Raw genomic sequence first — 13,090 nt, forward strand, 5'->3', positions numbered from 1 at the left:
CGTACCGGGCAGGCGGCGGGCCCGACGCCGGTGCCGCGCCCTGGGGATGGCGCCAGGATTCGCCACAAAAAGGCATTCAATCCGGATTGTCATGCGCCCGGAGTTCAACCGTGGGCCACGGGCGCGGCGCCCGTCAGTTCAGGATGATCACCACCCGGCCCTGGCCCAGCAGCCGGGCGGCCTCGGGCAGGGCCGCCAGCCGGGCTGCGGACTCGTCGTCCAGGACCAGATCCGTTCGCCCGGGGCCCGAGGCCGCGCGGGCCGTGAGCGGCAAGGGGGCGGGGCCCACCCTGCGGTGGCTCCCGGCGGTTTCCGCGTCGCGGACGTAGACGGCCATGCCCGTGCCCACGGCCAGCTCGCGGCCGACCCAGGCCGGCCCGTACAGCTCGCGGCCCTGGCGGTCCAGCAGGCGGGGCAGCAGGGCCGGATGGGCCCCCAGGCCCCGGGCGTCGACCACAACGCCCGTGCGCGGCGCGGGCGCGGGCGCCGCGGGCGCGCCAAGCCCGGAATCCAGCGCGGGGACCGGCCCCGGGGCCGGGGCGGCGGGAGCCGGGGCCGCAGGCGGCGCCGGGACCGGGGCCCCCCCGCGCCCGCCGAAGCGCCCGGTCGGAGGCAGCACGGCATCGGCCAGGGCTCCGCGCAGGCTGAGCTCCACGGCGACCACCACCGGCCCCCCGGCCAGGGGCGCGGCCTCCAGCAGGCGGGAATTCTGCACCAGCCCGCGCACCCGCGCGGCGAGGCGCGCGTCGGCGTCCATGGCCGAGCAGACCGTGGACGAGGCATCGATCTGCATGGCACACAGCAGGCCGAACAGGCCGCGCCGCGCGGCCACGGCGGCCACGCGGCGGGCCAGGGCCGGGGCCTGTCCGTCCAGGCCCGGGCCCTGAGGGGCGGCGCCCTGGGCCCGGGCGGTGACCAGCCCGGCCTCCCAGTCCAGCACCCCGGCGGGCGAAAGCTCCCGGTAGGGCCCGAGGGGGGCCGCAGGCTGGGCCGCGGACGCCCCCCCCGGCACGGCCAGCCCCGGCGCCAGGGGCGCGGAAGGCGCGGCGTCGGGAGCCGGGGCGCCAGGCGCGGCCGATGTGGCCGGGGCGGCGTCGAAGGCCGGGGCGCCAGGCGCGGCGGTGGCGGGCGGAAAATCCTGGGCGGCGGTCGCGGCCGGGGCCAGAACCAGGGCGCAGGCCAGAAGAATTCTCGCGGCGGGATGCATGGCGGTGCTCCTTGCGGGTGGCGGTGGCGCCGGGCCGGAGGGCCGGACGCGCGGCCCTGTTTTGGCAACGATTCCGCGCAAGCGCAAGCACAACCCGCGCGCCCGGGCGCAATCCCGCCCGCCGGGGCTTGCCTCCGGGCGCGGAACGGCCCATCATGGGCCGGACCAACCATACGGAGAAACCAACGATGCCCATGGACTGGATACTGCTCGCCCTGGGGCTGACCCTGCTGCTGGCGGGGGCGGAAATGCTGGTGCGCGGGGCCTCGCGTCTGGCCCTGGCCGCCGGGCTCTCGCCCCTGGTCACCGGCCTGACCGTGGTCGCCCTGGGCACCAGCGCTCCCGAGCTGTTCGTCAGCGTCGGCGCCGGGCTGGAAGGCCGCTTCGCCCTGGCGGCGGGCAACGTGCTCGGCAGCAATATCTTCAACGTGTTCTGCGTGCTGGGGGTTTCCGCCCTCATCGCGCCCCTGGCCGTGGAGCGCGAGGTGGTGCGTTTCGACGTGCCGGTGATGATCGCCGCGTCCCTGGCCTGCTGGCTGGCCCTGGCCGACGACGCCCTGGCGCCCTGGGAGTGCGCCCTGCTGCTGGCGGGCATGGCCGTCTACACCCTGACCCTGCTGCGGCGCAGCACCCAGGGCCCGGGCAGCCTGCCCGAACTGATTCAGCAGACGGCGCCGCCCCCGCCGCGCGAGGCCAAGGGCCTGGCCCTGGCGGGGCTGATGGCCACGGGCGGCGTGGCCCTGCTCGGCCTGGGCGCCAGCACCTTCGTGGACGCGGCGGCGGCCCTGGCGGCGGGCATGGGCGTGTCCGAGGCGCTCATCGGCTCCACCGTGGCCGCCGCGGGCACCTCCCTGCCCGAGCTGGCGACCTCGGCCCTGGCGGCCTTCAGGGGCGAGCGCGACCTGGCCGTGGGCAACGTGGTGGGCAGCAACCTGTTCAACCTCCTGGTGGTGCTGGCGGCCGCAGGGCTGGTTTCGCCCGCAGGCACCGCCGCGCTGCCGCCCCAGGCGACCTTCGACCTGCCGGTCATGGCGGCGGCGGCCCTGCTGTGCCTGCCGGTATTCGTCACCGGGGCGACCATCTCCCGGGGCGAGGGGTTGCTGTTCGTCGCCTACTTCGCGGCCTACCTGGCCGTCCGGGTGGCCATAGACCTCGGCCTGGGCTGGGGGCTGGCCGTGCAGGCCCGGGCCCTGCCGGTGGTTCTCTCGGCCACGGGGCTGGTCTATGCCGTGGCCCTCTGGCGCTGCCGGGGCTCGCTGTGCGGGCTGGGCGACGACACGCGCCGGGCCCTGCGCCGGGTGGTCGTGCTGGCGGCGGGGCTGGTGGTGATCCTGGCGGGAGCGGTCATGCTGGTCACCCCCGGGCCGGGGCTGGCGGCCATCGCCCTGGGGCTGGTCATCCTGGCCAGCGAGTTCCCCTGGGCCCGGGCCCTGCTGGAGCGCCTGAAGGCGCGCTTCGCCGGGCTGGCCGAACAGCTCAGGGCCCGCAAGGGCCCCCGGCGGCCCTGAAGCGGCCCTGAGGAGGCCGGACGCGCGCGGCCGCGCCCGCAGGGAGCCAACCTGCCGCAACTCCAGCATGTTTAAATTAAGCCAGGGATTGTCGAGACTTTCTTGAGCCCCCCGGGCAGCGCCCGCCGGGGCTCAGGAGTCCAGGAAACGGCGCGCGGCGTCGATCATGGCCGCGTGCTTCCCGGGGCGATGCCAGCGGATGTCCCGGTCGGCCCGGAACCAGGTCAGCTGGCGTTTGGCGTAGGCGCGGGTGTTGGCGGCCCAAAGGCGCACGCATTCGTCCAGATCCATCTCGCCGCGCAGGTGGGCCAGGCATTCGGCGCAGCCGATGCCCGTCCAGCCCGGAGCCGCCGGGTCGGCGTTCACGGCCAGGGCCGCCCGGGCCTCGTCCAGGGCCCCGGCTTCGAGCATGAGCCCGATGCGCCGTACGAGCAGCGGCGTCAATTCCTCCAGGTCCAGCCCGACCCCGAGCTTGAGCACGCGCAGGTCGCGCGGGGGCGGGGTCAGGGCCTGCCACGCCGACAGGGGCCGCCCCGAGGCCAGGAAGACCTCCACCCCGCGCATGACGCGCTGGCTGTCGTTGGGGTGCAGGCGCGCGGCCAGGGCCGGGTCCATGCCCGCGAGGTCGGCGTGCAGGGCCGGGGCGCCGCGCCGGGCGCAGTCCTCGCGCACGGACCGGCGCACGTCCTCGGGGATGTCGGGGATGGGCGCCATGGGTTGCAGCAGCCAGCGCAGGTACAGCCCCGTGCCGCCCACCAGGATGGGCACCCGCCCCCGCCCGCGCACCCCGGCCACCGTTTCCAGGGCCAAATCGGCATAGGCGGCGGCGGTCATGGTCTGGGTCAGCCCCAGCAGGCCGTAGAGCAGGTGCGGGCAGCGGGCGCGCTCCTGCGGGCTGGGCTGGGCGGTGATGACGGGGAAGTCGGCGTAGAGCTGGCGCGAGTCGAAGTTGACCACCTCGCCGCCCAGGGCCTCGGCCAGGGCGATGCCCGCCCCGGTCTTGCCCGCGCCCGTGGGGCCGGGCACGCAGATCAGCGCGGCGGTCATGAGGGCTGTTCGTTCTCCCGGCGGCGCCGCTCCAGGGCGGCGAACTTCTTGTAGACCTCGGGCACCAGGACGTTGGGCACCAGGCCCTGGATGTTGCCGCCGTGGCGCGCGGCCTCCTTGATGATGGAGGAGCTGATGTACATCCACTTGTAGTCGGTCATCAGGAAGACGGTTTCGATGTCGCGGTGCAGGCGGCGGTTCATGAGCGCGAGCTGGAATTCGTATTCGAAATCGGACACCGCGCGCATCCCGCGCAGCACTGCCCCGGCGCCCCGGCGCGAGACATAGTCCACCAGCAGGCCGGTGAAGCTGTCCACCTGCACCCGGGGTTCGTCCTTGAAGACCTCGCGGATCATGCGCACCCGTTCGTCGAGGGTGAACAGCGGGGTCTTGCCCGAATCGCGGGCCACGGCCACGACCACGGTCTGGAACAGCTTGAGCCCCCGGCGCACGATGGAGACGTGCCCGTTGGTCAACGGATCGAAGCTGCCGGGATAGACCGCCGTCACGCAGCAGAGTTTGTCCATGCCAGAATCCTTGTCTGCCCGTATGTTTTATCGGCGAGGGGGGCCAGCGACGGGTGCGCCGCCCCGGGATCGAGCTCCAGCCGGGCCTCGACCTCGGCCAGGACCACGGCCTGCGGGGCGACCCAACCGCAGGCCAGGGCCAGCTCCAGGGCGGGCAGCAGCAGGCCCTGGCCGTAAGGCGGGTCGACGAACAGCACATCGAAAGGCGCGTCGGGGCGCCCCTTGAGCAGCGCGAACAGGTCCGCGGCATGCACCCGGGCGCGGTCCGCGCCGAGCCCCAGGTCCTTCAGCGTGCCCTGGATGGCCGCCGCGGCCTTGCGGTTCTTTTCCACGAAGGCGGCGAAGGCCGCCCCGCGCGACAGGGCCTCCAGGGCCAGGCTGCCCGTGCCGGCGAACAGGTCGAGCACGCGAAGCCCCGGCCAGCGCACGCCCCGGGCTTCGAGCATGGAGAACACCGCCTGGCGGACCTTGGAGGTCGCCGGGCGGTATCCCGGGCCGCAGACCGAGCGGATCTCGCGCCCTCCGAACTGGCCGCTGACAAGCCGCATCACGCCTCGGAGACCAGGGTCATCAGGTTCTTGTTGATTTCGAGCAGCCTGTCGCGCAGCTCGGTCTGGTCCAGCCAGGGCCGGCTTTCGATGGCCTCCAGGCGCTGGCGCAGGTTGGCCAGCTGGCCTTCGGTCTGGCCGAGCAGGAAGCCCCAGTCGATGCGCGGGGTGGCGGCCTCCTTGTCCACCACGGCCTCCAGGGGCTGGCCGGGGGTCATGGTGCAGACTTCCAGGTAGTCCGGGATGTGCACCTCCAGCCCGAAGCGGTCGCGGATGAGCCGGGCCAGGGTGCGCTGCTTCAGCAGCTCGCCGTGAACCAGGAAGACCTTCATCTTGCGCGAGGTGAAATGCGTGAGCCAGGCCAGGATCTCGCTTTGCCCGGCGTGGGCCGAGAAGCCGCCGATGGTGAACACCCGGGCCTTGACGGCGATGTCCTCGCCGAACAGGCGGATGCTCTGGGCGCCGTCCACGATCTTGCGGCCCGGGGTGCCCCGGCCCTGGTACCCCACGAAAACCACCGCCGCCCCGGGGCGCCAGAGGTTGTGGCGCAGATGGTGCTTGATGCGCCCCGCGTTGCACATGCCGCTGGCGGAGATGACGATGGCCGGGCCCGTGGCGGCGTTGATGGCCTGGGAGTCGGCGGTGGACAGGGTGAATTTGAGGTTGGGCAGCTTGAGGGGATCGTTGCCGTTCTGGATCAGCTCCGTTGTCTGGTGATCAAAATATTTCGGGTGCTTGCGGAAGACTTCCGTGGCCCGGATGGCCATGGGGCTGTCCACATAGACGGGCATGTCGGCGGGCAGGCGGCCCTCCATGCGCAGCAGGTTCAGGCTGTAGAGCACCTCCTGGGTGCGCTCCACGGCGAAGGCCGGGATGATGACCTTCTCCTTGTTGCCGTAGGCGTAGGCGATGGCCTGGGCCAGCTCGTCGCGGCTGGTGGACTCGTCCTTGTGGTCGCGGTCGCCGTAGGTGGATTCGATGAACAGGTAGTCGGCGTCCTTGATGATGGCCGGGTCCTGGAGCAGGAGCTGGTCGGGGCGGCCCAGGTCGCCGGAGAACACGGCCTTGAAGCCGCCGCCGTTCTCCTTGACGCACAGCTCGATGAAGGCCGAGCCCAGGATGTGCCCGGCGTCGCGGTAGTTCACGGTCATGCCCGGGAAGGGCTCGAAGGCCGTGTCGTATTCCACGGTGCGGATGAGGTCCATGACCCGCCGGGCGTCGGCCACGGTGTACAGCGGCGTGGTCAGCTCCTTGCCGTAGCGCTGGCGCTTGCGGTTGCGCCATTCGGCCTCCATCTCCTGGATGTGGGCGCTGTCCTCGAGCATGATCTCCAGCAGGTCGCGCGTGGGCGGCGTGCAGTAGATGGCCCCGGAGAAGCCCTCCTTGACCATGCGCGGCAGCAGGCCGGAATGGTCGATGTGCGCGTGGGTGATGAGGAAGAATTCCACTTCCTTGGGGTTGTATTTCCAGGTGTCGTAGTTGCGCTTTTCCATCTCGGCGTTGCCCTGGTGCATGCCGCAATCCACGGCAAAGCGGTGTCCGGCGGTCTCCATCATGTGGCAGGAGCCGGTCACGGTCTGAGCGGCGCCGAGAAACTGAATCTTCATGCGGGGTTCTCCTTGGATTGGGGGGCCCTGGGGCAGGATGGGCAGTTCCCTCGCCGGGAAAAACAGGCTATCAGGGCCGGGCAAGCCATTTCCTTTACCCAACGCGGACCAGTCCTGTAAAGAATCTCATGCCCGCCTCAAGGAGGGGCCCGTGACCGACAAGAAGCAATTCCTCATCGACGAACTGTCCAAGCGCGAATCCTGGCGCCTGTTCAAGATCATGGCCGAAGTGGTGGACGGCTTCGACGCCATGAGCGAAATCACCAACGGCGTGTCCATCTTCGGCTCGGCGCGCGTCGCCCCCGAGGACCCGCTGTACAAGGAAACCGAGGAGATCGCCGCCAAACTGGTGCAGGCGGGGTTCTCGGTCATCTCCGGCGGCGGCCCGGGGCTCATGAAGGCCGCCAACAAGGGCGCCTTCGAGGCCGGGGGCGAATCCGTGGGCCTGCACATCCACCTGCCCTTCGAGCAGGCCTCCAACGAGTACCTGACCACCAAGGTCGATTTCCGCTACTTCTTCGTGCGCAAGCTCATGTTCGTGAAGTACGCCACGGCCTATGTGGCCATGCCCGGCGGCTTCGGAACCCTGGACGAGCTGTTCGAGGCCCTGGTGCTGATCCAGACCCGGCGCATCAAGCACTTCCCCATCGTGCTCTACAAGAGCTCCTTCTGGGGCGGGCTGCTGGACTGGCTCAAGGAGCGCATGGTCGCCGACGGCTTCGCCGGCCCCGGCGACCTGGACCTGCTCACCGTGCGCGACACCCCCGACGAGGTGGTGTCCTACATCAAGCGCCACGTCATCGTGTAGTCCGGCCCCGGGCCCCGGCCCCGGCCGGGGCCCGCGCCGGGAGGCGGCCCCTCCATGCGCAGGCAGACCAAGGCGACCCTCTACGGCCTGGGCACGGTGCTGCTCTGGTCCACCGTGGCCTCGGCCTTCAAGCTCTCGCTGCGGGTCATGGACCCTTTGCAGCTCCTGCTGTGGTCGTGCGTCTTCTCCCTGGCCGTGCTTGTGCTCATCCTGGCCGCCCGGGGCCGCCTGGGCCTGCTGGCGGGGATGAGCCGCCGCCAGTGGCTGCTCTCCGCCGGGCTGGGGTTCATGAACCCCTTCCTCTACTATGTGCTCCTCTTCCGGGCCTACGACCTGCTGCCCGCCCAGCAGGCCCAGCCCCTGAACTACACCTGGGCCGTGACCCTGTCGCTGCTCTCGGTGCCGCTGCTCGGCCAGCGCCTGGGCGCGCGCAGGCTCGCCGCGCTGCTGGTCAGCTACGCGGGGGTGGTCTGCATCGCCACCCAGGGCGACCCCCTGGGCCCGGGCGTCGCCAGCCCCCTGGGCGTGGGCCTGGCCCTTGCGAGCACCGTCGTCTGGGCGCTCTACTGGATCGCCAACACCCGCGACACGCGCGACCCCGTGGCCGGGCTGGCGGCCAACTTCGCCTGGGGCACGCTCTATGTGCTGGCGGCGGCCCTGCTCTTCTCCGACCCCGTGGTCCGCGACTGGCGGGCCCTGGCCGGGGCGGCCTATGTGGGCGTGTTCGAGATGGGCGTGACCTTCGTGCTCTGGCTCACGGCCCTGCGCCTGACCGACAGCGCGGCCAGGATCGGCAATCTCATCTTCCTGTCGCCATTCCTTTCCCTGTTCCTCATCAGCGTCTTCGTGGGCGAGGACATCCTGCCCTCGACCCTGGCCGGGCTCGCGCTCATCGTGGCCGGAATCGCCCTCCAGCAGGCGGGGCCGCGCCGCGCCGGGGCCTGAGCCCGACGTTGTGGCCCGCCCCGGTTTCTGGTACGCAGGGCGGGCCAAGCGACCTTTCACCGCAACAAGGACCGTCATGAAAATCGCCATCACCACCTCGTCCTTCGCCGCATACGGCTCCGAGCCCCTGGACCTGCTGGCCCGGGCCGGGGCGGATGTCGTGACCAACCCCCACGGCCGCAAGCTGCGCCCCGAGGAGACCGTGGCCCTGCTCGCGGACTGCGACGGCGTGGTGGCCGGGACGGAAGACCTGGGCGCCGCCGTGCTGGAGCGCCTGCCCGGGCTGCGGGCCATCTCGCGCTGCGGCGTGGGCATGGACAACGTGGACCTGCCCTGGTGCGAGGCCCACGGCGTGGCCGTGCTGAACACGCCCCACGGCCCGACCCTGGCCGTGGCCGAGCTGACCCTGGGCCTGATCCTGGACCTTTTGCGCAACGTCTCGCGCATGGACCGCGAGATGCGCGCCGGAACCTGGAAGAAGCGCATGGGCTGGCAGCTCGCAGGCAAGCGCGTGGGCGTGGTCGGCTACGGGCGCATCGGCCGGGCCACGGGCGAGCTGCTGCGCGCGGCGGGCTGCGAGGTGGCCAGCTTCGACCCCCGGCCCACCTGCCCCTCCACGCCCTGCCTGCCCCTCGACGAGCTGTTGGCCTGGGCCGACATCGTGACCCTGCACTGCTCCAGGCCCGAGGGCGGCTGCACGGTCATCGGCCCCGCCGAGCTGGCGCGCATGCGGCCGGGCTCGTGGCTGGTGAACTGCGGGCGCGGCGGGCTGGTGGACGAGGACGCGCTGTGCGCGGCCCTGGAGTCGGGCCGGCTGTGCGGCGCGGCGGTGGACTGCTTCGGCCAGGAGCCCTACGCCGGGCCCCTGCTCCGGCTGGACAACGTCATCCTCACCCCCCATGTGGGCTCCTACGCCCGCGAGGGCCGTGTACGCATGGAGGCCGACGCCGTGCGCAACCTGCTGGCGGCCCTGGGGCCGGACGCGCAGGCCCGCCGATGAGCCCCGTCGCCCCGGGCTCGGCCCTGGACGCCATCGTCTTCGACTGCGACGGCGTGCTCATCGACTCCATGCCGCTCAAGACCGCCACCTTCGGGCGGCTCTTCGAGCACCTCGGCCCCGAGGCCGCGCGCTATGTCATGGACTACCACATGGCCCACGGCGGGGTTTCGCGCTACGTCAAGTTCGAGCATTTCCACCAGAAATTCCACGGGCGCCCGGTGACCCCCGAGGAATCCGCCGCCCTGGACAGGCGCTTTGGCGAGCTGGCCATGCAGGAGCTGCTGCGCACCCCGCCGCTGCCCGGCGTGCGCGAGTTCCTGGAGGCCCACAGCGCCGCCTGGCCGCTGTTCGTGGCCTCGGGCGCGCCGCAGTACGAGCTGGACGCCGTGCTGGGGGCGTTGGACCTGGCGAGGCACTTCAAGGCCATCCACGGCGCGCCGCCCGCCAAGGCCGAGGTGCTGCGCCGCATCGTGGAAGGCCACGGCCTGGACCCGGCCCGCGTGCTGATGATCGGCGACGCGGGCACGGACCTCGACGCCGCGCGGATCGTGGGCACCCGCTTCCTTGGCGTGGGGCCCTTTCCCGAACCCGTGGCCTGGATGGCCGACCTCACGGGGCTGGCGGACCACATCGCCGCCCTGGGCTAGGGCCGCCCGCACCCGGACAAAGGGCTGCAATGAACATCGCTTTCGTCAACGCCACGCGCCGCTTCGGCGGGGTCAAGGCCTGGACCCTGGACCTGTGCCGCGCCCTGGACGCCCGGGGCCACAAGACCTGGATCTTCGCCCGGCCCGGCCCGTTCCTGGACCGCGCCCTGGCCCTGGGCCTGGACGCGCGCCCGGGCTGGTTCGGCTTCGACTACAACCCCGTGGGCGTGTGGCGTTTCGCGCGCTTTTTCAGGGCCCGGGCCGTGGACGCCCTGGTGGCCAACGTCGGCAAGGACCTGCGCATCGCCGGGGTGGCCGCGCGGCTGGCGGGGGTGCCGGTGGTCCACCGCGTCGGCCTGCCGCGCGACATGCGCGACACGCCCAAGGTCCGCCGCACCCACCGCTTCGTGCGCCCGGTCCTGCTGGTGCCCTGCCAGGACATCAAGGACGGCCTGTTGGCCGAAATGAGTTTCCTGCGCCCCGGGGAGATCACCGTCATCCCCACGGGCAAGACCCCCGCGCCCGCGGCCCCGCCCGCCCCGCGCAGGCCCCGGGCCATCGCCGTCACCAGCCAGCTCAACCCCGACAAGGGCCATGCCGACCTCCTGCGCGCCCTGCGCCTGCTGGCCGACCGGGGCCACGACTTCCGGCTGCATGTGGCGGGCACCGGCCGCGACGAGGCGGCCCTGAAGGCCCTGGCCCAGGACCTGGGCCTGGCCGGGCGCGTGACGTGGCACGGCTTTGTGGCCGACGTGGGCGCCGTGCTGGATCAGGCCGAGATATTCTGCCTGCCGTCGCTGTCCGAGGGGCTGCCCAACACGCTGCTGGAGGCCCTGGCCCGGGGTCTGGCCCCCGTGGCCCGCGACGTGGGCGGCGTGCGCGAGGCATGGCCAGGGCAGCTGCCGCCCCTGGGGCGGACCCTGGTGCCCGTGGCCCGTGGCCCCGAGGGGCTGGCCCAGGCCCTGGACGCCCTGCTGGAGCTGGACGACGCGGCCCTGGAGGCCCTGCGCGCCGGGGTCTGGCGCTGGTTCGCCGCCGTCCATTCCCTGGAGGCGCGCGCCACGCAATTCGAACAGTTCATCCGGGAGCTGCCAAGGCCATGACCAACGACGCCACCGCCACCGACGCCGCGCCCGGCGCGCCGCCCATCGCCCTGGACCCGGCCCGCGTGCGGCGCATCCTGGTCTGCCAGCTGCGCCAGATCGGCGATGTCCTGCTGTCCACCCCGGCCATCCACCTGCTGCGCGGGCGCTTCCCCGGGGCGGAAATCCACCTGCTCACCGAGGCCAAGGCCGTGCCGGTGGTGCAGGGCAACCCGGACATCGCGCGCATCCACGCCGTGGACCGCAAGGCCCACCGCGACCCGCGCGCCCAGCTCGCGTTCTACCTGGATGTGGCCAGAAACCGCTACGACCTGCTGGTGGACTTCCAGCAGCTGCCGCGCATCCGCTGGGTGCTGGCCCTGGCGCGGCTCTTCCCGCCCCGGGGCGGAAGGCAGGTGCGCCTGTCCTGCCGGGCGCCGTGGTACAACCGCTGGCTCTACACGCACACCGTGCGGCCCCTGGACGGCTACGCGGCCATGTCCAAGGCCAGCGTGCTGCGGCCGCTGGGCATCCACTGGAACGGCGAGGCGCCGCGCATGCACCTGGCCCCCGGGGAACTGGCCGGGGCCGACGCCATCCTGGCCGAACACGGCATCGGCCCGGAGCATGTCCTGATCACCGTGGACCCGACCCATCGCCGCGACACCCGGCGCTGGCCCGCGGAGCACTTCGGGCGGCTGGCGGCCCTGGCCGCCGCCGGAAATCCGGCCCTGCGCTTCCTGGTGCTCCACGGCCCCGGGGAGCTGCCCGAGGCCCGGGCCGTGGCCGAGGCGGCGGGCACGCCCGCCTGCGTGGTCACCCGGCGGATGCTGACCCTGCGCGAGATGGCCGCCTGCATCGCCCGGGCGGCCCTGCATGTGGGCAACTGCTCCGCGCCGCGGCACATCGCCGTGGCCGTGGGCACCCCGACCCTGACCATCCTCGGTTCCACCAGCTCGGCCTGGACCTTCCCGGGCCCGAACCATGCCGACCTGCGCCTGGGCCTGGACTGCCAGCCCTGCAACGAGAACACCTGCCCCCTGGGGCAGGCGCGCTGCCTGACGGACCTGGAGCCCGAAACCGTGCTGCCCGCGCTCATGGCCCGCCTGCGCGCGGGCAAGGGGGACGCCGCCCCGTGCGCCTGATCTTCATCACCTCCTCCTCGTCCCTGTCCGGCGGCACGCGCCAGGCCATGTACCTGGCCCGGGGCCTGCGCGGGCGCGGCCACGAGCTGGCCTTTTTCGTTCCCCACGACGCGCAGATCGCCGGGCTGGATCAGGACATCGACTGGCGGCGCCTGCCGCCCCGGCCCGGGCAATGGCGCGCCGCCGTGGCCCAGGCCCTGCCGCCCCGGGGCGAGCCGTGCATCGTCCACGCCTTCCACAACCGGGCCAACAAGGCCCTGGCCTGGTGGAGCCTGGCGTGGCGCTCCCGGGGCTGCGTATGCCTGGGCTACCGGGGCGTGGTCTACCGCCCGCACAACCCCCTGCCCTACTGGTCGCCGGGCATGGACTGCTTCACGGTCAACTCCCGGGCCTGCGCGCGCGTGCTGCGCTCGGTGGGCCTGTCGGCCCGGCGCATGGCCGTCGTGCCCAACGGCATCCCCCCCGAGCGCGTCACGGCCAGCACCCCGCGCGAGACCGTGCGCGCGGGCCTGGGGCTGGCTCCGGGCCAGCTGGTGCTGGGGTCCGTTGCGGGCGACAAGCCCGTCAAGGGCGTGGAACACCTGCTGCGCGGCTTCGCCCTGGCCACAGGCCAGGGCCTGGACGCGCGGCTGGTGGTGGCCGGGGCCCGGGCCGCCCGCTGGGAACCCCTGGCCGGGGAGCTGGGCGTGGGCGGGCGCGCGGTGTTCACCGGGCGGGTGGAGAACGTGGCCGACCTTCTCCAGGTCATGGACGCCTTCCTCCTGCCCTCGCTCTCGGAGAGCATGCCCAACGTGCTTCTGGAGGCGCTGTTCTTCGGGCTGCCGCTGGTGGGTTCCGACGTGGGCGGAGTCTGCGAAATCATCGGCGATAACGGGCTGCTGGTGCCGCCCGCCGACCCGGCGGCCCTGGCCCGGGCCATGCTCAAGCTGGCGGCCGACCCCGAGCTGCGCCGCGTGTTCGGCCGCGCCAGCGCCGCCAAGGCCCGCGACTTCACCCTGGAGACCAAGCTCGCCAACAGC

Annotated in this window: 13 protein-coding genes; 8 read left to right on the forward strand and 5 right to left on the reverse strand. The window is 72.7% G+C overall.

Annotated features, from left to right (window positions below; all coding sequences use genetic code 11):
- Nucleotides 1-133: 133 nt before the first annotated feature.
- A complete protein-coding gene (locus M0P34_RS07760; protein WP_291498133.1) occupies nt 134-1,207 on the reverse strand; it encodes a hypothetical protein in 1,074 nt (357 codons plus the stop codon).
- 194 nt (nt 1,208-1,401) lie between these two features.
- On the opposite strand from M0P34_RS07760, the gene M0P34_RS07765 reads away from it, so the two are divergent.
- A complete protein-coding gene (locus tag M0P34_RS07765) occupies nt 1,402-2,715 on the forward strand; it encodes a calcium/sodium antiporter (RefSeq protein ID WP_291498135.1) in 1,314 nt (437 codons plus the stop codon).
- Between the two features lie 132 nt (nt 2,716-2,847).
- Here the strand turns inward: M0P34_RS07765 and miaA are convergent, their stop codons facing one another.
- Genes miaA through M0P34_RS07785 form a run of 4 tightly spaced genes read right to left on the reverse strand, consistent with a single transcriptional unit; the run spans nt 2,848 to nt 6,444 of the window.
- Nucleotides 2,848-3,762 carry a tRNA (adenosine(37)-N6)-dimethylallyltransferase MiaA gene (gene miaA / locus M0P34_RS07770; protein ID WP_291498137.1) on the reverse strand — a complete coding sequence of 305 codons (915 nt, stop codon included), beginning with the start codon at nt 3,760-3,762 and terminating at the stop codon, nt 2,848-2,850.
- Complete coding sequence (gene coaD, locus M0P34_RS07775) at nt 3,759-4,289, reverse strand: pantetheine-phosphate adenylyltransferase (RefSeq protein WP_291498139.1); 531 nt, start codon at nt 4,287-4,289, stop codon at nt 3,759-3,761. Before coaD ends, miaA begins: the two co-directional genes overlap by 4 nt.
- The gene (gene rsmD, locus M0P34_RS07780; RefSeq protein WP_291498162.1) at nt 4,268-4,837 is read right to left on the reverse strand and encodes a 16S rRNA (guanine(966)-N(2))-methyltransferase RsmD; all 570 of its coding nucleotides are present in this window, start codon (nt 4,835-4,837) and stop codon (nt 4,268-4,270) included. The genes coaD and rsmD overlap by 22 nt, the downstream gene beginning before the upstream one ends.
- The gene (locus M0P34_RS07785) at nt 4,837-6,444 is read right to left on the reverse strand and encodes an MBL fold metallo-hydrolase (protein WP_291498146.1); all 1,608 of its coding nucleotides are present in this window, start codon (nt 6,442-6,444) and stop codon (nt 4,837-4,839) included. The genes rsmD and M0P34_RS07785 overlap by 1 nt, the downstream gene beginning before the upstream one ends.
- 151 nt (nt 6,445-6,595) lie before the next feature.
- Here M0P34_RS07785 and M0P34_RS07790 point away from each other — a divergent pair, with 151 nt between their 5' ends.
- The 7 genes from M0P34_RS07790 to M0P34_RS07820 form a co-directional block, all read left to right on the forward strand.
- Nucleotides 6,596-7,252: a TIGR00730 family Rossman fold protein gene (locus tag M0P34_RS07790; protein ID WP_291498148.1), complete on the forward strand. Its 657-nt coding sequence runs from the start codon at nt 6,596-6,598 to the stop codon at nt 7,250-7,252.
- A 54-nt stretch (nt 7,253-7,306) separates the two neighbouring features.
- Nucleotides 7,307-8,197, forward strand: a complete 891-nt coding sequence (locus M0P34_RS07795; RefSeq protein WP_291498150.1) for a DMT family transporter — start codon at nt 7,307-7,309, stop codon at nt 8,195-8,197.
- 76 nt (nt 8,198-8,273) lie between these two features.
- Nucleotides 8,274-9,197, forward strand: coding sequence for a phosphoglycerate dehydrogenase (locus tag M0P34_RS07800; protein ID WP_291498152.1), 924 nt, complete (start codon nt 8,274-8,276; stop codon nt 9,195-9,197).
- A complete protein-coding gene (locus M0P34_RS07805) occupies nt 9,194-9,844 on the forward strand; it encodes an HAD family hydrolase (RefSeq protein ID WP_291498154.1) in 651 nt (216 codons plus the stop codon). Before M0P34_RS07800 ends, M0P34_RS07805 begins: the two co-directional genes overlap by 4 nt.
- Nucleotides 9,845-9,873: 29 nt before the next feature.
- Entirely contained in the window at nt 9,874-10,947 is a 1,074-nt protein-coding gene (locus tag M0P34_RS07810) for a glycosyltransferase (RefSeq protein ID WP_291498156.1), read from the forward strand.
- Nucleotides 10,944-12,071: a glycosyltransferase family 9 protein gene (locus M0P34_RS07815; protein ID WP_291498158.1), complete on the forward strand. Its 1,128-nt coding sequence runs from the start codon at nt 10,944-10,946 to the stop codon at nt 12,069-12,071. The genes M0P34_RS07810 and M0P34_RS07815 overlap by 4 nt, the downstream gene beginning before the upstream one ends.
- Nucleotides 12,062-13,090: glycosyltransferase family 4 protein (locus M0P34_RS07820; RefSeq protein WP_291498160.1), on the forward strand; the 1,029-nt coding region annotated here is incomplete at its 3' end. The genes M0P34_RS07815 and M0P34_RS07820, both read left to right, overlap by 10 nt.

Origin of the sequence: Desulfocurvus sp. (genome assembly GCF_023230885.1) — a bacterium.
Taxonomy (GTDB): domain Bacteria; phylum Desulfobacterota; class Desulfovibrionia; order Desulfovibrionales; family Desulfovibrionaceae; genus Desulfocurvus.

Coding starts and splice junctions, on each gene's coding strand:
- M0P34_RS07760 (WP_291498133.1), bottom strand. CDS start 1,207: ATGCATCCCGCCGCGAGAATTCTTCTGGCCTGCGCCCTGGTTCTGGCC.
- M0P34_RS07765 (WP_291498135.1), top strand. CDS start 1,402: ATGGACTGGATACTGCTCGCCCTGGGGCTGACCCTGCTGCTGGCGGGG.
- miaA (WP_291498137.1), bottom strand. CDS start 3,762: ATGACCGCCGCGCTGATCTGCGTGCCCGGCCCCACGGGCGCGGGCAAG.
- coaD (WP_291498139.1), bottom strand. CDS start 4,289: ATGGACAAACTCTGCTGCGTGACGGCGGTCTATCCCGGCAGCTTCGAT.
- rsmD (WP_291498162.1), bottom strand. CDS start 4,837: ATGCGGCTTGTCAGCGGCCAGTTCGGAGGGCGCGAGATCCGCTCGGTC.
- M0P34_RS07785 (WP_291498146.1), bottom strand. CDS start 6,444: ATGAAGATTCAGTTTCTCGGCGCCGCTCAGACCGTGACCGGCTCCTGC.
- M0P34_RS07795 (WP_291498150.1), top strand. CDS start 7,307: ATGCGCAGGCAGACCAAGGCGACCCTCTACGGCCTGGGCACGGTGCTG.
- M0P34_RS07800 (WP_291498152.1), top strand. CDS start 8,274: ATGAAAATCGCCATCACCACCTCGTCCTTCGCCGCATACGGCTCCGAG.
- M0P34_RS07805 (WP_291498154.1), top strand. CDS start 9,194: ATGAGCCCCGTCGCCCCGGGCTCGGCCCTGGACGCCATCGTCTTCGAC.
- M0P34_RS07810 (WP_291498156.1), top strand. CDS start 9,874: ATGAACATCGCTTTCGTCAACGCCACGCGCCGCTTCGGCGGGGTCAAG.
- M0P34_RS07815 (WP_291498158.1), top strand. CDS start 10,944: ATGACCAACGACGCCACCGCCACCGACGCCGCGCCCGGCGCGCCGCCC.